This is a genomic window from Kitasatospora sp. NPDC048286, from assembly GCF_043201735.1.
Taxonomy (GTDB): domain Bacteria; phylum Actinomycetota; class Actinomycetes; order Streptomycetales; family Streptomycetaceae; genus Kitasatospora.
In genome coordinates, this window is record NZ_JBICZE010000021.1 from 1 (window position 1) to 18,283 (window position 18,283).

15 protein-coding genes and 1 pseudogene are annotated in these 18,283 nt (G+C 73.3%); 3 read left to right on the plus strand and 13 right to left on the minus strand.

Translation table 11 applies throughout. The annotated features are described in order from the left end of the window. Positions 1–164: 164 nt before the first annotated feature. Positions 165–1,037, minus strand: coding sequence for an HPF/RaiA family ribosome-associated protein (locus tag ACGF13_RS35845; RefSeq protein ID WP_392883425.1), 873 nt, complete (start codon positions 1,035–1,037; stop codon positions 165–167). On the opposite strand from ACGF13_RS35845, the gene ACGF13_RS35850 reads away from it, so the two are divergent. Then, a complete protein-coding gene (locus tag ACGF13_RS35850) occupies positions 976–1,851 on the plus strand; it encodes a universal stress protein (RefSeq protein WP_392883426.1) in 876 nt (291 codons plus the stop codon). The genes ACGF13_RS35845 and ACGF13_RS35850 overlap by 62 nt on opposite strands. Positions 1,852–1,925: 74 nt before the next feature. On the opposite strand, the gene ACGF13_RS35855 is transcribed toward ACGF13_RS35850, so the two are convergent. The 3 genes from ACGF13_RS35855 to ACGF13_RS35865 all read right to left on the minus strand — a co-directional run bounded on the left by ACGF13_RS35855 (position 1,926) and on the right by ACGF13_RS35865 (position 4,283). After that, positions 1,926–2,498: an SMI1/KNR4 family protein gene (locus ACGF13_RS35855; RefSeq protein WP_392883428.1), complete on the minus strand. Its 573-nt coding sequence runs from the start codon at positions 2,496–2,498 to the stop codon at positions 1,926–1,928. Between the two features lie 89 nt (positions 2,499–2,587). Next, entirely contained in the window at positions 2,588–3,148 is a 561-nt protein-coding gene (locus ACGF13_RS35860; RefSeq protein ID WP_392883429.1) for a hypothetical protein, read from the minus strand. 412 nt (positions 3,149–3,560) lie between these two features. Beyond that, positions 3,561–4,283, minus strand: a complete 723-nt coding sequence (locus ACGF13_RS35865; protein ID WP_392883430.1) for an ArsR/SmtB family transcription factor — start codon at positions 4,281–4,283, stop codon at positions 3,561–3,563. A 132-nt stretch (positions 4,284–4,415) separates the two neighbouring features. Between ACGF13_RS35865 and ACGF13_RS35870 the strand changes: the two genes are divergently transcribed. Further along, positions 4,416–4,916 carry a GNAT family N-acetyltransferase gene (locus ACGF13_RS35870; RefSeq protein WP_392883431.1) on the plus strand — a complete coding sequence of 167 codons (501 nt, stop codon included), beginning with the start codon at positions 4,416–4,418 and terminating at the stop codon, positions 4,914–4,916. Positions 4,917–5,045: 129 nt separating this feature from the next. On the opposite strand, the gene ACGF13_RS35875 is transcribed toward ACGF13_RS35870, so the two are convergent. Next, positions 5,046–5,324 carry an alpha/beta fold hydrolase gene (locus ACGF13_RS35875; RefSeq protein WP_392883432.1) on the minus strand — a complete coding sequence of 93 codons (279 nt, stop codon included), beginning with the start codon at positions 5,322–5,324 and terminating at the stop codon, positions 5,046–5,048. Between ACGF13_RS35875 and ACGF13_RS35880 the strand changes: the two genes are divergently transcribed. Further along, complete coding sequence (locus tag ACGF13_RS35880) at positions 5,313–5,681, plus strand: PxKF domain-containing protein (protein ID WP_392883433.1); 369 nt, start codon at positions 5,313–5,315, stop codon at positions 5,679–5,681. The two genes, ACGF13_RS35875 and ACGF13_RS35880, sit on opposite strands and share 12 nt — an antisense overlap. Positions 5,682–5,878: 197 nt before the next feature. On the opposite strand, the gene ACGF13_RS35885 is transcribed toward ACGF13_RS35880, so the two are convergent. From ACGF13_RS35885 to ACGF13_RS35920, 8 genes and pseudogenes are all read right to left on the minus strand, one after another. After that, a complete protein-coding gene (locus ACGF13_RS35885) occupies positions 5,879–6,631 on the minus strand; it encodes a thioesterase II family protein (RefSeq protein WP_392883435.1) in 753 nt (250 codons plus the stop codon). Positions 6,632–6,699: 68 nt separating this feature from the next. After that, positions 6,700–7,440 (minus strand): alpha/beta fold hydrolase, encoded by a 741-nt coding sequence (locus tag ACGF13_RS35890; protein ID WP_392883589.1) that lies wholly within the window; start codon positions 7,438–7,440, stop codon positions 6,700–6,702. A 29-nt stretch (positions 7,441–7,469) separates the two neighbouring features. Then, positions 7,470–7,955 (minus strand): annotated as a pseudogene (locus ACGF13_RS35895) (ATP-binding protein); the annotation flags it as partial. 435 nt (positions 7,956–8,390) lie between these two features. Next, positions 8,391–9,704, minus strand: coding sequence for a hemopexin repeat-containing protein (locus tag ACGF13_RS35900; RefSeq protein ID WP_392883436.1), 1,314 nt, complete (start codon positions 9,702–9,704; stop codon positions 8,391–8,393). 45 nt (positions 9,705–9,749) lie between these two features. Beyond that, positions 9,750–10,871, minus strand: a complete 1,122-nt coding sequence (locus ACGF13_RS35905; protein WP_392883438.1) for a hypothetical protein — start codon at positions 10,869–10,871, stop codon at positions 9,750–9,752. Positions 10,872–10,901: 30 nt separating this feature from the next. Then, a complete protein-coding gene (locus tag ACGF13_RS35910; protein ID WP_392883439.1) occupies positions 10,902–12,674 on the minus strand; it encodes a hypothetical protein in 1,773 nt (590 codons plus the stop codon). 22 nt (positions 12,675–12,696) lie between these two features. After that, a complete protein-coding gene (locus ACGF13_RS35915) occupies positions 12,697–14,856 on the minus strand; it encodes a hypothetical protein (protein ID WP_392883441.1) in 2,160 nt (719 codons plus the stop codon). Then, positions 14,853–18,143, minus strand: a complete 3,291-nt coding sequence (locus ACGF13_RS35920; protein ID WP_392883443.1) for a DUF6603 domain-containing protein — start codon at positions 18,141–18,143, stop codon at positions 14,853–14,855. Before ACGF13_RS35920 ends, ACGF13_RS35915 begins: the two co-directional genes overlap by 4 nt. Positions 18,144–18,283: the final 140 nt, after the last annotated feature.

Below are 18,283 nucleotides of genomic sequence, written 5' to 3' on the forward strand. Positions count from 1 at the left end.
GTCTTCCGGGGCTTGACGCCCTGTCCGACGTTTCAAACTCTAGCCGATCCCCGCTCCGAAAAGCGAATCCGACCGCAACCCGATAAAACGAGCACGCCAAATAAGCGCCGAGCCGCGACGCGGAAATGCCGACGCGCCCCAGCCCGAACCTGGGAAGTGGAGTTTCAGAGGATTGGCCGCCCCGGGACCGTCCGCGCCGATGCGTGTCCGGTGCTCCCAGTCGAGCGACTTGGAGACAGTACTCCTCCTTGGCGCCCGAGACAAACGCCCTGCGCGAAGGGCCGTCCATCACGCCCTGTCCGACCCGTAGACGGCGATCCAGGCACTGAAGACCGCCTTCGGCTGAGCGCGCGACGGCTCCCCGGGCCGAGCGGCCGAGGGCGTGCACCCGGGATGTCCCGGTGCACGCCCTCGGCCGTCGGCCGGTGTTCGCGCCCGGCGGCCGGGGGTGGCCCGGCGTGGTGGCGGTGGTGCTGCCGGTGGGCCCGGACGCGGGCGATCCTGGCGTTCAGGCGGTCCTGGAGCAGGTCGATGGCTTCCTGGACGGTGGCGGCGGCGACGTGGGCGCGCACGGGACGGCCGTTCAGGTCGAGCGTGGCCTGGGCGGTCGACGGCTTGGCCACGGCGTGGTTGGGCTCCTGGGTGAGCCTCACCCGGGCGGAGAGGACCGGCTCGTCGAGACGTTCGAGTACGGCGAGCAGCTTGGTCCGGGCGTATTCGGGTGCGGCCAGGGAGACTTCACCACGGGTCGTCACCAGGACGTCGGCGGCGGGACGGCTCTGCAGACGGGTCATCGGAGTTCCTTTCCGGGTGGGCTCCAGCCTCCCGTGCGCCGACCGGCCGGGCCGAGGGCTGAAGGTCCCGGCGGTGGGTTCCGTCGGTCCCTGGGCTCCGACGGGGCCGGGCGGCAGATTGGTGGGGCAGCCGGGCGGCAGTCGCTCCCGGCGCTCTCCACTCGATCCCAGGGGGATACCTGTGACGACACAGAAGATCCTGGTCGGCCTCGACGGCTCACCGCGGAGCGAGACCGCCGCCATGTGGGCGGCCGCGCAGGCCCACCGGCTCGGAGCGCCCCTGCGCCTGCTCCACGTCTGGCCCTGGCTGAGCGGCGAGAACGTGGACCGGGCCGAGCCCGGGGACCTGCGGCCCGCCGCGCTCGACGCCCTCACCCGGGTCGCCGACCGGATCCGCCTCGCGCACCCGGACCTGACGGTGGAGACCGCGGTGCGGCCCGACGATCCGGTGGACGGGCTGGTCGCCGAAGCGCGGGACCAGGAGATGCTGGTGCTCGGCTCCCGGGGCCTCGGGGGGTTCGTCGGCCTGCTGGTCGGCTCGGTCTCCCTCGCCGTGGCCGCCCGCGCGACCGTTCCCACGATCCTCGTCCGCGGGGCCGCGCCCCTTCCCCACGGGAACGCCGGAACCCCCGGTGAGGTCGTGGTCGGGCTCGACTCCGACGATCCCGGGGAGGCCGTCCTCGCCTTCGCCTTCGCGGAGGCGGAACGCCGCGGCGCCGCACTGCGCGCCGTGCACGGCTGGGAACCGCTCCCCGCCTGGGCCTACGGCAGCATGCTGCCGCCCCCGATGGACCTCCCCGAGCAGGAGCGGACGGAGACGGCCCTGCTCTCGCAGCTCCTCGCGGACCACCGCCGGAGGCATCCGGACGTGGCGGTCGTCGAGGACGTCCGGCTCGGCGGCGGGGCGAGGGCCGTCCTGGACGCGGCCGCCGGAGCCGATCTGGTCGTCATCGGCCGACGCGAGCGCCGTCACCGGCTCGGCATGCTGCTCGGTCCCGTCGCCCACGCCGTGCTCCACCACTCCGCCGCCCCGGTGGCGGTGGTCCCCCACCCGTGAGGCCGGACCGCGCCCTCCGCCCTCCGCCGCCCAGGAGTACCAACGCGGCAGGAGGCGCCCGGCCGCCTGGTGCGTCAGAAGGCGGTCACATCGGCGCGGACCCGGGGAAGAGCCCAGGGTTCCAGCACGCCGCCCACCAGGTCGGCCAGGAACTGCACCGCTCCTCCGGTGTAGTGCCACCACGCGGAGCTCCTTGAGGCGACCGTGACCGTCCACTCCTGTGGGCCGGCGGGGCCGGTGGTCCACAGGAAGAAGTCCCCCTGGTTCGACCCGGCCCACGGCAGGAGGCCGCCCGGGGTCGGATACGGGTGCAACGGGTCGGTCAGGTCGGTCTCCTCACACCACTCCCCGACGGTCTCCAGTTCTTCCCTCATGCCCCGCAGCCAACGGTCCTCGTGACCTGGTGTCGGACCGCCGATGCCGAGGAAGTCGCCGAGCACGAAGGGCCGGTAGCGCTCGCACAGCAGCTTGTAGTCGGCGGGCAGAGCCGTACCGAGCCCGGCCTCCACCAGCTGCCAGTCGATGGACTCGGGAGCCGGGAGGCGGAGCTCGGACAGGCCCGGCACGACGGCCTCCAGAGCGGCGAGGGCCTCGTGGGGGTCGGTCAGGCGACGTGCCGGTGCCTGCGTGCCAACAAGATCGTCCATGCGATCAGGGTGCCAGCGCGGATGGCGGGTTCCGTCACCGGCCCGTTCGGGGGCGCGGGGCCGATGACGGGCTGTCGGGCGGGGTCCGCTCAGCCGACGGCCGGCCTCGGCCGGTGGGTCAGGCGGAGCACCATCGTGGAGGCGACCTTGCGTGCGGCGGCCGACGAGCCGCACCCGGTGCTGACGCCGGTGCCCACCCCGTGCAGCGTGTCACCGGCGAAACGCGCGCTGTCGGAGGTGACACCGCCGGCGGCGACCAGCGAGGCGGTCCCGTCGGCCTTGACGACGTCGGTGTGTTCGAACCCGAACGTGGAGACTGCGCCGTCGGCCCAGGTGACGCGGGTGGCCGAGGTGTCGCCGTGCTCGTCGGCGGTGCATTCGGTGCGTGGCAGGGAGACGGTGTGGTCGACGGTCCCGGCGGCGAGGGGTTTGCCTGCCGGGTCGACGCACGTCAGGGTGCCCGTCATGTGCAGGGTGTCGGCCTGGGACGCGTTGCCGCGGCCCGGGGCGGCGGGGCCGTCGAAGGTGCCGTGGAGGGTGCGCACGCAGGTGGCGTCGACCTCGGGCTCGGCGGAGGCGGCGAGGGCGGGGATCGCTGCTTCGAGGAGTGCCACGGCGGTCAGTGCGGCGCCGACGAGAACGGGTTTCATGGATCGGCTTTTCCTGTCGAATTCCGGTAAGAATGATGAAATTCCTGCGGCGCGATGTCGTTCCCGTATCTGGGAGCCACAGCAGGAGTTTCCCGTAACTGCGAAGTCCGTGATCGCGGTCGGACGGTCGTCACGCTGGACGGGGCCGTCGAGTCAATGCCGTCTCCACGCCGGCCTGTTGCGCCCCTGCGGCAGTGCGCCGGTGGACGGGCTCGGCTTGGCCCCGGCGCACGTCGCCGTCCCCGTCCCCGTCCGCACACCGCCACCCAAATCGGACACCGAGAAAATGCGACGTTTCGCATCATCGGACACGGTGGCCCCCTTCGGAATTCGGCTGCGGATTTCTGGAACCGCAGAATACCGAGGAGCAGTGGGCGGCGCCCCCGGCCACACCGTCGCGACCGCCGAAGGATCAGAGGTCGGCGGGCGACAGACCGAGGTGGTCGTGCCACGCCCGGCGGCCGGCGGGCGTCACGAGGAGAGCGCGGGTGGTGCCGATGCGCGTCATCCATCCGCTGGCGAGTGCGTGGGCGCACAGGGCGGCGCCCACGGCGCCGGCCAGGTGGGGACGGCGCTCCGTCCAGTCGAGGCAGGCGCGCACCGGTGGTCGGCGTGAGCCGGCGGGCAGCGTGACACCGGTCTCGGCGAGCCAGCGGGCGCCCTTGTCGGTCAGGCCCGGCTCGGGGCCCCACTCCAGCAGTCCGTGCTCGACCATCGCGTCGGTGATCGCCAGCGCGACGGTTCCGGCCAGGTGGTCGTAGCACAGTCGCGCACGGGCCAGTGCCTGCTGCCGGCCGGAGGCCGCCAGCGAACGCGGCGGGGCGCTGTGCCGGGGGGCCAGTGCGGCGAGGCTCTCGATCAGCTCGATCACCCTGCGGTCGGCCACCTGTACGTAGCGATGGCGTCCGTGCCGTTCCTCGACGAGGAGTCCGCCGTCGACGAGCAGGTTCAGGTGCGAGGTCGCGGTGGACGGTGCGACGCCGGCATGGCGCGCGAGCTCGTTGGCCGTCCACGCCCGGCCGTCGAGCAGGGCCAGGCAGAAGGCGGCCCGGGTGCCGTCGGCCAGCAGCCTGGCCACGCCCGCCAGGTCCACACCCACGTCCTGGCCCGCACGCTGAATGTCCACGGTGCCCATTGTCGTCGACGTCCCTTCGACCTCCGTCGAAGTGTCCCCGCCCTACCGTCGGGCTGCGCGCAGGGCTCACCGGCCCCGCGCCGTCATCCGCCCGCGAGGCCGTGCCGCCCTCGCTCACCCACTGGAGCCACCATGACCGCGTCCGACCCGACCGTCACCGCCTCCCGCCGTCCCGGACTCCCGATGGGCCTGGTGGTCACCGACGCCCCCACCCCGGCGGACGTCGCGGTGATCTCGGACGCGCTGGACCGCTTCAACACCGAGCACACGGGAGTCGCGGACCGCAGGCCGCTGTCCGTCCTGGTCCATGATCCCGAGACGCGCCAGGTGGTCGGCGGACTGACCGGGCGGACCTCGCTCGGGCTGTTCTTCCTCGACCTCTTCTACCTGCCGCCACGGCTGCGCGGCGGTGGGCTGGGAACGGAGGTCCTCGAACGGGCCGAGAGCGAGGCCCGCGCCCGCGGCTGCCGCACGGCCGTGCTCTACACGATTACCTTCCAGGCCCCCGGCTTCTACGAGAAGCAGGGATGGAGGCGTCTGGGAGAGGTGCCCTGCGACCCGCCGGGCGCCGGGCGGGTCTTCATGACCAAGGAACTCGCCGCCCCGACCGGCGAACCGGCTCGGTCGCGGTGACGTCGGCGGGCGCACGGCCGACCGGAGCGGTGGCGGATCGCCTTGGCGGTCGCGGCTGCGCCCGCCACGGCAGCACCACCGCTGCGGCGCCCGCCGTTCGGCTCCCCGCCCAGGAGGGTCCGGACGGTCCTAACGGGTCAGCAGCCCGGCCACCGCGTCGGCGAAGGCGGCGGGGACCTCCTGCGGGACGTTGTGTCCCACGCCCAGGAGGAGGCGGTGTTCGTACGGTCCGGTGAAGCAGTCGCGGTCCTCCGCCGCGCTCGGGCCGCCCACGCCGTCGGCGCCGCTTTCCAGCACCACGGTGGGTACGGAGACCGGCGGCTGGGCGGCGATGAGGTCTTCGGGACCCTGGTAGCGGGGGTCGCCCTCGACCAGGCCGTACCGGTGCCGGTAGGAGTGGATCACCACGTCGACGAGTTCCCGTTCAACGGCTTCCTGCCGCCGGTCGCCAACCCGCCCGCGGTCAACCGGGCCCACGCCGGACAGACCGTCCCGATCAGGTTCGGCCTCGGCGGCGACCGCGGCCTCGGCGTCATCGCTCCGGGGTACCCGACCGCGCAGCACGTCGACTGCACCACCGGCGCGCCGCTCGACCCGCCCACCCCCACCAGCAGCCCGGGCCACGTCGGCCTCCGGTACGACGACAGCACCGGCGTCTACACCTATCTCTGGAAGACCGACCGGGCCTACGCCCTCACCTGCCAGGTGCTCACCCTCGGCCTGGTCGACGGCAGCACCCACACCGCGCTCTTCCGGTTCGGCTGAACCTTCGGGACGGCCCGATGGCGTCGGCCCCCGGTGTGCGGACACATCGGGGGCCGACGGCGGTGCCGCGACGAGGGACCCGTCCTGATGGCCGCCCCATGAAGCCGGCGGCGCCGACCTCGTTGCCGGCGCGGCGGGGCCGTGCCGTGACGGCCCGGAGCGGTCGCTGCCGGTCCGGGCCGTCACGGGCGGGGTGCTCAGGCGGCGGCGGTCGGCCGGTCCGTCATCGTGCGGACGATCGCGGCCTGGTGGGCGGCCAGGTAGAAGTGGCCGCCGGGGAAGACCCGCAGGTCGAAGGGGCCCTCGGTGTGGTCGGCCCAGGCGGCGACCTCGTCGACGGTGGCCTTGGGGTCGTTGTCGCCGGTCAGGGCGACCAGCGGGCAGCGCAGGGCCTCGCCGGGCTCGTAGGCGTAGGTCTCGGCTGCCTTGTAGTCGGCGCGGGTGGCGGGGAGGATCATGCGCAGGATCTCCTCGTCGCCGAGCAGTTGGGCGTCGGTGCCGTTCAGGCTCCGCATCTCCTCGATGAGGCCGTCGTCGCGCAGGTGCACCGTCTCGTGGCGGTGGGTGGAGGGGGCGCGGCGGCCGGAGACGAACAGGCCGGCCGCCACCAGGCCCTTCTGCCGCTCCAGGCGCCGGGCCACCTCGAACGCCAGGGTGGCGCCCATGCTGTGGCCGAAGAACGCCAGCGGCCGGTCCGTCCACGGCAGGAGCGCGGCGAAGACCCGGTCGGCGAGGTCGGGGATGTTGTCGAGGAACGGTTCGGCGCGGCGGTCCTGGCGTCCGGGGTACTGGACGCACAGGACGTCCACGGACGGCGGCATCGCCTGGGAGACCGGGAGGAAGAAGCTCGCGGAGCCGCCGGCGTGCGGCAGGCAGACCAGGCGCGCCCCGGCGTCCGGGCGCGGGTGGAACCTGCGGATCCACAGGTCGTCAACGGGAGGGTTGTTCACGGGAGGTGTCGTTCCTTGCTTCGTGGACGGGAGGTGGATTCGGGGGGAGGGCGGCCGGCCGGCGGCGGTCACTCCCCCACCGGGCGGAGCTTGTCCAGCCACTCGTCGACCGCCGCGGCGGCCTCGTGGGCGTGGCGCTCCATCAGGGTGTAGTGGTTGCCGGGCACCTCGGTCACGGTGTCGGCGTGCTCGGGGGCGGCGGGGCGGTCGTCGGCGTCCGCATCGTTGCGGGCCATCCAGTCCGCGGCCCGGACGACCAGCGTCGGGGCGGCGGCCTGCGGGGCGTCCCAGTCCTCGAAGATCCGCAGGTACCCGCCCATCGCGGTCAGCTGGGTGCCCGGCGCGGAGACGAACTCGAAGCGCTCCGACTGCCCCTCCACCACCGCCGACTGGAAGCGCTCGCCCATGCGCTGACGCCGGGTGAAGCTGTCCAGCATGACGATCCCCGCCACCGGACGGCCGAGCCGCTCCAGGTGGCAGGCGACCGCGTGCGCGACCCAGCCGCCCGAGGAGTAGCCGACCAGCACGACCGGCTGATGGCCCAGGCTGCGCTCGATGGCCGTCGCGTGCGCCTCGATCAGCGCCTCGACGTCCCCGGGCAGGTCCTCCCCCGGGGCGAAGCCCGGCTCGGACAGCGCCCAGATGCCGCGCCGGCCGCCGAACGCGGCGGCGAACCGGGCGTACTGGTGGACTCCCGACGGCGCCATGTACGGGCCCAGGCAGACCAGTGCCGGGCCGTCCTGGCCCTGCGCGAACTGCACCGGCTCGGGCAGGTGGTCGGCGGCGGACGCGGCGTCGGGCCCTCGCACGCGGTGCGCTGGGACAGCAGCACCAGCAGCGGGCGCGAGGCCGCGCGGCGCAGCAGGAAGTGCACGCACCGCAGCGACTCCTCGTCGCACCACTGCGCGTCGTCCAGGACGAGCGCCAGCGGGCCGGCGGCCAGCAGGTCCACCGCGTGCGCGTAGACCTCGCGCTGGGCGACGAAGGCCGCCGCCGCGCTTCCGGCCCGGGTGAATTCCGGCTCCACGCCGAACAGTTCGCGAACGGAACGGTAGCCGCGCCCGCCTTCCTCCCCCGCGCTCCCCGGCGCCGGGCCCGTCGAGCGGCGCACCGTCATGCCACCGGCCGACATCCGCCGGGCCACCGCGTCCAGCAGCCCGGTGCGCCCGATACCGGCGGGTCCGCGGACCAGGACCGCCCGTGCGGCGCCCCCGCGCACCTGGTCGGCCAGTTCGAGCAGTCGCGCCAGTTCACCGGCCCGATCGATCCCGCGTTCCCCGGTTCCCCACCCCATGGCGCTGTGCACGCCCATGACGTCTCCCATCCCCGAAACCCTGCATCCCCGCCCCCGAGTGATAGACGTGATTCGGTCGGCTGCGGCTCACCGATGGAGCCGGCCATGTCCGATCAAAACCGATAATAACCTTAGTAAGACTGGCAATCCTTACCTGCGGTGATGAACAATCAACTTTGCGCTAGCGCGTCCGGAGCGCGCCCCTCCCCCGCAGCCGGGCCCCGGCCAGGCCCGATGCCCGGACGGCGACCGCACCGGACGCGACGGCGTGAACCGCACCACACGGACCCTGCCGGCCACGGGAACCGGGTGGCGCGGGCAGCCGTACGGGGCGGTACGGCCGGTCCTGCGGGGGGGCGCGGCAGGCGGTTCCGGCGTCGGATGACCGACGATCGGCGCGGTCAGCGCAGGCGACGGATCGCCGGGCTCGTCGCGACCGGGCCCGACCGACCGCGCACCGGCCCGTCAGCTGGTGGGGAAGGCGAAGAGGTCCAGGACCGGCCGGGGCCAACCGTCGAGCACGCGCTTGTTCACGAGGTCGTAGGAGAGCATCAGGCTCCCGGAGAAGAGCCACAGGCGATCGGGGTTCGAGTCGTCGCAGTCGTCCCAGACGGCGGCGTCGATGCCGCTCCGGAACTCGTCGGGAAGCCCGGGGAAGGCGTCCGTGGTCTTCGAGATCGAGTCGGTCTTGGTGTTGTAGACGGTGTCGCCGCGGAACGCGTAGGTCTCGAAGTCGATCGTGGCGTTCCCGATGGCGTCGATGCCCTGGTCGAACGGTGACGGCAGCCCGTGCAGCCACTGGAAGACGTCGTCGGTGAGGTCGGCCAGCTTGCCCTGGCGGCGGACCGCCTTCCCGAGGTAGTCGTACTCGACGAAGGCATCCTGCTTCATGAGGATGACGGTCGCGACGGGGCCGGGCTCCAAGTCGAAGTAGCTCGCGTCGATGTCGGACCGGAACTCCTCCGGCAGGCCCGGCAGTTCGTCGGCGATCAAACGGGGGTACCCGTCGTAGAGCCGGTGGTCCTTCCTCCCGAAGTACAGGCATCGGACGCCGCTGAAGAACAGGTACCCGTCCCGACCGTCGTCGTCGGTCATGGTGTACGAGTTGACCGCGTCGATGACCGGGCCGGCACCGCCGAAGGTCGACGGCAGGCCGGCCCACGCCGCGGCGATCGTGTTCGGCGCCGCCGTGACGGGGGCGTCCAGGCGGATGTAGTTCGGCACCTTGAAGAGGTAGCGCCTGCCGTCGGCCGAGTCGAGGGCGGCGTGGACACCGGTGGTGAAGTCGGGGCCGTGGTCGGCGAGCCCGGGGAAGGTCGCGGCGACGGTGTCCTCCCCCTGCACCTTCATGGAGCGGGTGTCGTAGAGCGCGCACCGGCCGCCGGAGAACAGGTACAGCAGGTGGGTGTCCGGGCCTCGCAGGGCCGCGTCGATGCCGCCGCGGTACGGGTCGGGCAGGTTGGGGAAGCTGTCGGCGATGGACGTCACGCCGTTCGCGTCCGGGGCGTCCTTCACGAAGTCGTAGCGCACCACCTGATCGCCGGAGAAGACCCAGACGTACGGGTCGGTGTCGAGCGCCGCGGCGTCGATGCGCGCACTGAACGGCGTGGGGAGGTTCGGCCAGCGCGTGGACAGGGGCACGGGCCTGCCCTTGGCGTGGTCGGTGTCGCCGAAGAGGGTGTACTCCTGCACCTGGTCGTCGCGGGTGAAGAAGACGGCGTGGTCGCCGAGGGCGCCGAGGGCGAAGACGGCGTCGATTCGCGGGGTCCAGTCGGTCATGTTCGGGCGGCTCCTGTCTGATGGTTCGCCACGTGGGACGGGTGGTCAGCTCGCCGGGTTCAGCGGTCCGCTGCCGAAGGGCAGCCACGCCAGGTCGAAGACGGCGTCCGGGTCCGATCCCGGCTTGCCCGACTTGGTGAGGCGCAGGGCTGCTCCGGCCGGCAGCGGGAGGGTGATCGGGCGTTCGTCGCCGTCGGTGGACGAGCTGTAGGTGCGCAGGTAGCTGTAGTCCGTGCCGTCGGGCTGTCCGCCGGGCACGGTGACCTCGGCCGTGACCTTGATCGAGCCGCCGTAGGGCGCGGCGATGCCGCCGGTGAGGAGGCCGTCGGTGGTCGCGACGTAGGAGCGGGACGGTGCGCCGAGCGGGTCGTCGACGAAATCGGTGAGGGGGACCACCCGGCGCAGCAGTTTGACCGTGCCGTCGGCGGACAGATCGCTGGCCGCCACGTCGGGATGGTCGACCGTGACCAGGGTGGTGAGGGCGTGGGTGACGGTGTCGCCGTGGTCGGTGTAGCCGGCCTGGAGCAGGAAGCCGGTGGTGTGGTGCAGGGAACTCACCGTGTAGGACTGGGTGTTGCTGACGTCGACCTGGTTGGTGTCGCAGTAGAGGGTGTAGCGGGCCGGGGAGTTGGCGACCCAGGTGAGGGTGCACGGGTCACCGTTGGCCACCATCGCGCGGTCGGGGCGGAAGTCGCCGAAGACGAACCCGGCGGGCCACTTCGACAGGCCGAAGGCCGCGGTCCTGGGCGCGTAGTCGGAGCCGTCGCCGGAGGTGGTCTCCTCGACGGTGACGGAGAGGTTGCCGACGGCGGTGTTGACGGGGATGGCGCTCAGTTCGATCGTCGCCGCGTCGTTGAGGGTCATCGAGGTTTCCCCGCCGCGCGGGGTGACGGTGAAGGTCCCGTCGCCGTCGGAGTCGATCGTCCACTTCTTCTGCGGGGTGACGCTGGTGTGGATGGCCTTGGGGTCGTCGGTGAGGCTGGCGGCGTCGGAGCCGACCGGCAGGGTGATCCTGAGGCCCCGCACGTAGGTCTTCGGGTTCGTGCCCCTGAAGGTGATCGTGAGGGTCGCGTCGGCCTCCTTGTCACCGGTGCTGACCTGGAGGGGGTCGGGGTCGCTGGTGACGGAGTACCGGAGCAGTACGTCGCTGTCCGCGGTCAGGCGCATCTGTCCGTCCTTTCGGGGAGTCCGGGGGTTTCAGGGGGTCGTGCCGGCCTGGTCGTGACCGGTCAGCGCGTCGGCCAGGAGAAGGAAGCCGGTGCGGGCCTCCGGTTGCGGGTCGGACAGGACGGCGGCCGGTCCGGCGGGGGTGATGGGGAGGTCGGCCCAGTCCGGTCCGGCCGAGCCGTCGGTGCCGGCCCGGGGCTCGGACCAGCTCCAGGTGCCCTTCCAGACGCCCGGACGCGGCATGACGATCACGCCGTCCGCGTTCGTCTGCGCCTGCTCCTGTGTCTGCTCCTGCGTCCGGCGGACCGGGGCGAGCAGCGGGGAGAGCCGGAAGGCGGCCTTGACGCGGGCGAGCGCGGCGGACACCTGCTCGGCGGGCAGCCGGGTCCGGACGGTCGGCAGGATGTCGGTGGTGGCGTGGACGGCGCTCCACGGGTCGGCGAGGAGGGTGACGTACGCACTGCGCGCCTGCGGGTCGCCGGCCGGACGGGCGGTCAGGCGCAGGTCGTCGGCCGTGCCGATGGGCGTCGGGTAGCCGCCGGCGGGGGTGCCGGGGCCGAAGGCGGTGCGCAGGCGGGTGTAGTCGGTGGCGGTGGGGTCGGTGGCGTCCGCCGGGGCGTCGAAGTAGCCGATGAGGCCGTCGTCGTGGCGATCCGGGTCGCCGAGGCGGACGTTCCAGCGGTAGTCGGCGAAGTCGGGGGCGGGCGGGTCGAGGACGGTGGCCCAGCTCGGGTCGGTCACCGGCGGGCCGGACAGCTCCAGGGTGAGCCGGGCACGCAGCAGAGCGAGGGGGCGGCCGAGCAGGACGGCGAGCGAGGCGTCGTAGGAGTCGTCGCCGGTGATGGTGAGCAGCCCGGCGTGCAGGGCGGAGAGCAGTCGGCCGGTCTCCGGTGATCCCGTGCGGGCGGCGGTCAGGGCGGCGTAGGCGTCGGCGGTGTTGTGGCCGACGGCGACCTTGACGTCCTGGCCCAGGGGCTTGGCCGGCCAGAGCGGCAGGTGCTGCCGTTCCCATTGGACGGCCAGCGCGGTGCCGGCGTACAGGGAGCGGCGGGCGGGCTGTGACCCGTCCGGTGCCGACCATCCCAGTGCGGCCAGGAGCGTGTCGAATTCACTCTCCCCGGCCAGGATGTCCTGGGCCGGGTCGGAGTACCAGCCGATGACCTGGTAGCTGAGGGTGTCGGTGTCCAGGACGCCCCCCAGCGGGTCGTGCAGGGAGAACACGTCCTCGTTGTAGGGCTGGTAGGCGGCGAAGGCGGGCAGGCCGGGGCCGATGGCGGTGAGGAAGAGGGGCCGCGGGTCGGGCTCCTGCCAGGGGCCGTCGGCGACGGGGTCCAGGTCGTGCTTGCGGCCGGCCCAGGTGCCGGTCGGCCGGTCGCCGCCGGGGCGGTCGGGCGGGACGAGGAACGGGGAGGAGCCACTCCACTGGGTGTCGGGGTAGTCCGCTTCGAGGAAGTCGCTGTGGACGACCCAGCCCGCCGCGGCGCGGGTGGCGCCGGTGCCGCGGTAGCGCACGACGAGCCAGCGGTTGGGGACGAGCGGGAAGACGGTCCGGCCGGTGGCCGGGTCCTGGTCGCCTCGGGCGAGTGCTTCCGGGAGCCGCCAGTGGACGAGGACTCCGTCGAGCTCGGGGTCCCCGGGGACGTCGTCGAGGTCCTCGAACGGGGCGGGCTCGGGGCTGAGCCGCCGGTTGAGTTTGTCGAAGTCGGGCAGCCAGCGCTGGAAGTCCTCGCTCTGACGGATGTCGTCGTTGATGACCAGGGCGTCCACCTGGAGGGGGACGACGAGCGGACCGGCGTCGGGCATGGCGGGTGTCCTCACGGCGGGATCAGCGGAAGGTGAGCGAGACGGGCGCGTCGAGCAGTTCCAGCGCGAGGTCGGCCGGGGTCAGTTCGGCGCCGAGAGCGGTGCCGAGTCCGGCCGGCAACCCGGAGGTTCCCGCGAGGTCCAGCACGGAGGGGGTGGCGCCCTCGGCGACCGGCCGCAGGTGGCGTCCGGTGACCGAGGTGCCGTCGTCCGGGTAGAGCGCGCCCGTCGGGGAGCCGAGCGGACCGCCGGCGTCGGCGGCGAGTCGCCGCAGCCGGATCACGTCGCTGCCGTTCGGACCGTCGTCCAGGCCGAAGTGCAGGCCCTGGTGGGGTTCGCGGAAGGTGACCTGGTCGGGCACAGCGTCGAAGAGGAGGAGGAGCACGTCGGGGGCGGGCGTGTCCCGGCGCAGTGTCGTCACCGGGTTCCCGGCCAGCGACGCCTGGACGGGCAGGGCGGGCCAGCCGCGTACCAGCGTCGAGCGCAGCAGCAGGCCGGCGGCCGGTACGGCGGCCGGCGCCGCCTCCTCGGCGATGAGGCCGCCCAGGGTGTGGTCCAGTGAGCTCGCGTCCGCGCCGACGCTCAGGCCGCCCGCGATCAGCGCGGTGATCCACTGGGCGTCGACGCGGAAGAAGCGCAGGCTCTCCGGCGGCAGGGCCCGCGCATCGGGCACGAGGTGGGGGAACGGGACGGGCTGGAGGAGCGCGAGCCGGTCGACCCAGTCGGTCACCGCGTCCGCCCGCGCGGCGACGGTTCGGCGCAGCGGGGAGCGCAGCTCCTCACGGTGCAGGTGGTGGTGCAGCTCCGCGAGCCTGGGTCGGGGTTGCGACGCCCGTCGGGTAACGGTGCCTCCGGTGATCAGCCGGGCGAGGGCGTCGTGGCCGGGGTGGGGCTGCGGGCCGCTCGGGTCGGCGCCGACGGCGATCCCGGCAAGCAGGGCGATCGCGTGGCCGCGTACCTGTCGGCGCAGGGTGGTCAGCGAGGCGGCGTAGGTGGTGTCGGCCAGTGCGGCGGCCCGGCCGAGGGTGAAGGCGCCGGCGTAGCCGACGTCGAAGATCCCGAACTCCTGGTCGTAGACGAGGGCTTCGTCGGCGCGGCCGAGGGTGACCGGCTGCGGCAGCGGCTGGGCGGCCACCGGGGTGAACGGTCCCCGGTACCAGGCGAAGCTGTGCTCGCCCGAGGCGGTGCGGTGGCCGACGGGGAACCATCCCGCCCGGATCCGGTCGAGTGCCGCCTGCTGGGCGCCGGTTGCCGGTGCGGGGGCATCGGCGGGGACGGGCAGGCGCAGGGTCAGCGCGGCCGGGTCGGTGCGCCCGGGTTCGGCGAGGGCGTCCAGCAGGGCCCCGAAGTGGGCGCCGGCGTCCGGCTTGCTGCAGAACGACCAGGCGCGCAAGGAGACGAGCCGGACGGCGGTGACGCCCTCGGGCAGGGTGCCGTCGAGGTGGTCGGCCAGCCCTTCCAGGGAGACCAGGTGGGCGGCGTACCAGCCGGGGCTGCGCGGCAGGCGGTTGCCCACCACGACGGCGAAGTCTCCCTCCGACAGGACCTCGCCGCCGTCCGTGGGCCCGGTGCTCTTCGGTTTCACCACCCTGCGCACGTGGGCGAGTCGGCGCAGTTCCGTGCTACGCGGGCAGACGGCGGTGAAGACGGCGGCCGGTACGTCGAGGGTGCGGCAGGAGGAGGTGAGGACGTCGGCGGGAACGGTGTTCGGGGAGATGGCCGGGGTGAGCACTCCGGCTCCGCCGCCGTTCAGCAGGTCGGCCACGGTCCGGGTGTCGGTGGAGCCCTGGGCGGCGGGGTCGCCGGGCAGCTCGCCCTCGGTGAAGAGCAGCAGCGCCAGCCACGGTGTGCGGCGCTCGGCCCCGCTCTCGTCGCGTTCCCAGGGCAGGGTCGCGCGGTCGAGGGTGACGTGCGCCAGGGTGGTGGCCAGGTCGGCGGTGGAGCCGGGCGCGGGGTAGGCGGCGTGCACGTGGCTCGGGTCGAGGGTGAACTGGGGGCTTCGGACGTCGATGTCCTGGTGGACGTCGGGCAGCGGGTCGTCGGCGTCGACGCGGCTGCCGTCCGGCGCGGTCAGGGTGTGGGCGACGGTGATGCGGTACTCACCGGCCGCGACCCGCGGGACGAGGTCGTCGTGCAGGTAGACGTCGAGCGCGGGCTCCTCGGCGGGCATCGTGGCGGTCACCTTCCGGTTCCGGCGGGAATGATCAGGGGGGCGGCGGTGAAGGCGTCCGCGGCCAGGGCGGCGTACGCGTCGAGCCGGTCGTTGCCGGGCGGCGTGGTGCCCAGACCGGCGAGGGCCGCGAAGAGGGCGTCGCGCTGCGTCGTGGTGGCGGCGGAGGCGATGCCGGTGGCGACGGCGGCGATGCTGTCGGCGGACTGCCGGGGCACGGGGCCGACGGGCGTCGCGTCGGTGAGTGGCCAGGGCGCGTCGACGAGCGGCTCGGTGTCCAGGGTCCGGGAGGTGAGCCGGCCCGGGGTGGATCCGGCGGCCGGCTCGGGAACGGTGATCACCATGCCCGTCAGCCGGTCGCCGAGGAGGGTCTCGTTCGGGTCGGATCCGTGCCCGTCGGGCAACGGCTCGCCCCACAGCGACCTGTGGACGGGGCGGCGGGTGGGGGTGATGCCCCATTTGCTCGCCACCAGGTCCACCTCCTGACCGTCGGCGGTCGCGAGGGTGACCCGCTGGCTGGAGGTGACGCCGGTGAGCGCCATCGGCCGGATGTCAACCGGCTCTCCGCTGGCGCAGGCGTCCTGGCCGCTGCCGAGGTACAGGTGCGAGAAGGGCACGGCCGACTCGGTGGCGAAGCTGAAGCCCAGGCAGGACACCAGCCACGGCGCCTTGTCCTCGCTCCGGGCGGCCAGGGCGTGGGCGGCCCCGGCCTCCGGGGCCGGGCCGGACTGGAGGCCTGCTGTGGGCTTGAGCTGGATCGGGGCGGGCAACTGGGACTGGAAGGTGGTCCAGGGCACCGGTGGCGGGGTGGCGCGGTCGTGCCCGAAGCCGAAGGTGAAGGAGACGAACCACACGTGGACGGTGGCCGATCCGCCCACCGGCGGCCCCCACAGGCCCAGGTCCACGCCGACCTCGATCGACAGCGTGGCGTGGACGAACCACACGTCGATCGTCAGCGAGACGCCGATGCTGATGCCGAGGTCGATGTCGAAGCTGAACGGCGCCCACTGGATCAGTGCGTCGAAGTGGGCGGTCAGCCAGGCCCTGAGCGGGCCCGAGTGGTAGACGATCGACAGGGCGGCGCCGACCATGAACGCCGAGTGCGTCAGGGCGACGTAGCCCTCGCCCTTGGCCGTCACCAGGTCGGAGATCGACCAGCTGTAGCCGACGCGCGGCACCTGCGGGTAGTGGTCGGGGCGCTGGAAGTAGGGGTGGTAGCCGCCGACCGTGAGGACGAAGTCGCCCTCGTGCGCGCTGTCGGGCAGCCAGGTGTACAGGGCCAGTCCGCCGGTGAGTTTGCAGGCCGGGTCGACGATGAAGGAGTCGCCGGTCAGGGCGGCCGCCAGGAACAGCAGCCCCTCGCTCGCCTTGTACCCGGCCTCCAGTTGCACTCCCACCCGGGCGTACAGCGGCGCGTCCCGGTCGCGGTTGCGGGGAAAGGTGACCGAGACCAGCCCGAGCAGCACCAGGGAGTCGAGCCCCTGGCTGCCGAACTCGACCACCGCCAGCGCCTGCGCCTCGATGAACTTGAACGAGGTGAAGCGCACGCCGACGGCGATCCAGTGGTGGTCGTCCCTCGGCTTCACCCACGGATCGGACCCGCCGGTGAGCACCTCCAGGGCCCGGCCTGCCGTGGGCGGGGAGATGACGTCCGGGTCGGCCAGCCCGGCGACCAGCGGGAAGCCGGCGACCTTGGCGAAGTCCGGGACGCGCAGGTCGCTGTGGTAGCCGCCGCCCAACCGCAGCCCGGTGACGGTGAACGGAGGAGGCCCGAACACCGCCTCGCCGTCCGGCACGTCCAGCTCCGCGAAGGCGAAGACCGACACCCACGAGCCCTTGCGGGCGTACTCCGCGGCCAGTTCCAGGTTGATCACGGGGAGTTCGGCGACGAGCATGCCCTTGAGCATGGTGTCGTAGCCCGACTCGGGGGCCCATTCCAGCGCACCGGAGATCCGGTCGGGCGGCTGGTCGTAGCTGAAGGCGGCTCCGTCGAGGGTCGGCCGCACCGAGAAGGAACCATCCCAGGAGATCACGAACCCGGCTCCGATGAGCTCGAAGCTCCCTGTCTCCAAGCCGAGTTCGGCGTCGATGCGGACCTCGATGCCGCCTTCGGCGGCGGAGATGCCGATGCCGCTCAGCTTCAGGGATCCGACGCTTTCGGCGAGCGCGCTCCACGGTCCGGCGAGGCCCGCGCCGCCCCCGCTCCGGGGTGCCCCGCCCGGGGCAGGGCGCGTGCTGCCGCCCTGTCGGCCTCCGAGCTGGACGGACAGGGCCGGGCGGGTCCCGCCACCGAGCTTGTACTCCAGGACGGCCAACAGCCCCTGGGGCAGGATGTCGTCCTCGGGGGTCGGCAGCTTCGGGAACGGCGGGTCCGCTCGCAGCCCGTCGATCAGGTCGTTGATCTTCTCGATCTCCTGCGGGGCGAGGCCGAAGGACAGGGCGCACAACTGAACGCCGGTCACCGCCAGGAGGTCCACGGGGATGCGGTCGCCCACCAGGGGAAGTCCGGACAGGTCGAGGTCGAGGTCGGTGCGGGCGAGGACGGCCCAGTGCCGGCGCCCCTCCACCATGCTGGACACCACGACGGCATCGACGTGCCGGGTGTCGGTCAGCCCCAGCCGGGCAGCGGCCACCACGGACTTGCCATTGGGCCGGTAGACCATCCGGAGGCCCTTGAGCTCCGGTGTGACGGGGCCGGGCAGCCGGAGGTCCTTCAAGCCGAGCACGGAGCTCAGGGACTCCAGGTCGGCACCGGAGGAGTCGGCCGTGCCCGCCGGCCCCAGGGAACCGTCCGCGCCCAGCGCGGCGGTGAACCGCAGGGGCTCCCCGCTGCCCGTCAGGCCTGCCCGCTCGACGGGCAGTCGGCAGGAGATCCAGGCTCCGTCGCCGGCCACGTCCGCGATCTCGGAGCCCCGGGGCCCGGCCACCAGCAGCAGTTCGGGACCCGTGAAGCCGCACTCCCCCAGCCCACCCAGGTCGACCGGGCACGCGGCGGTACGGATCTGCCACCCGCCGACGTCGACGGTCGCGCACAGGCCGGCCACCGTGGCGCCGGCCTCGTCCGCGCGGAAGCGGACGGCGACGTCGTAGGAGGTTTCGCCGTCAAGGGCGATCCGGCCGCGTGCGGACAGTTGCGCGATGTCAACGTCGGCCTGTTCGACGCAGAGGGTCTCGCCCGGCAGGTGGACGAAGGCCTGGCCCTCGCCGTCGAGCCAGCCCAGGTCCGTCCGGCCCAGCTTGAACGTGCCGCCGGAAGCCGCCTCGAGGCGTTTCCGCAGATCGTCGACAGGTAGTGCCATGGGGTCTCTCCTCCCTGGCCCGGCCACCCGCGGATGACCGGCCCTCGTTCGCGATTGCCCGTGACCGACCGCACCGTCACCGAGCACCGCCACGACCCGTCGCGACGGAGCACCGCTCCCGCCGATCCGGTTGCGGACGT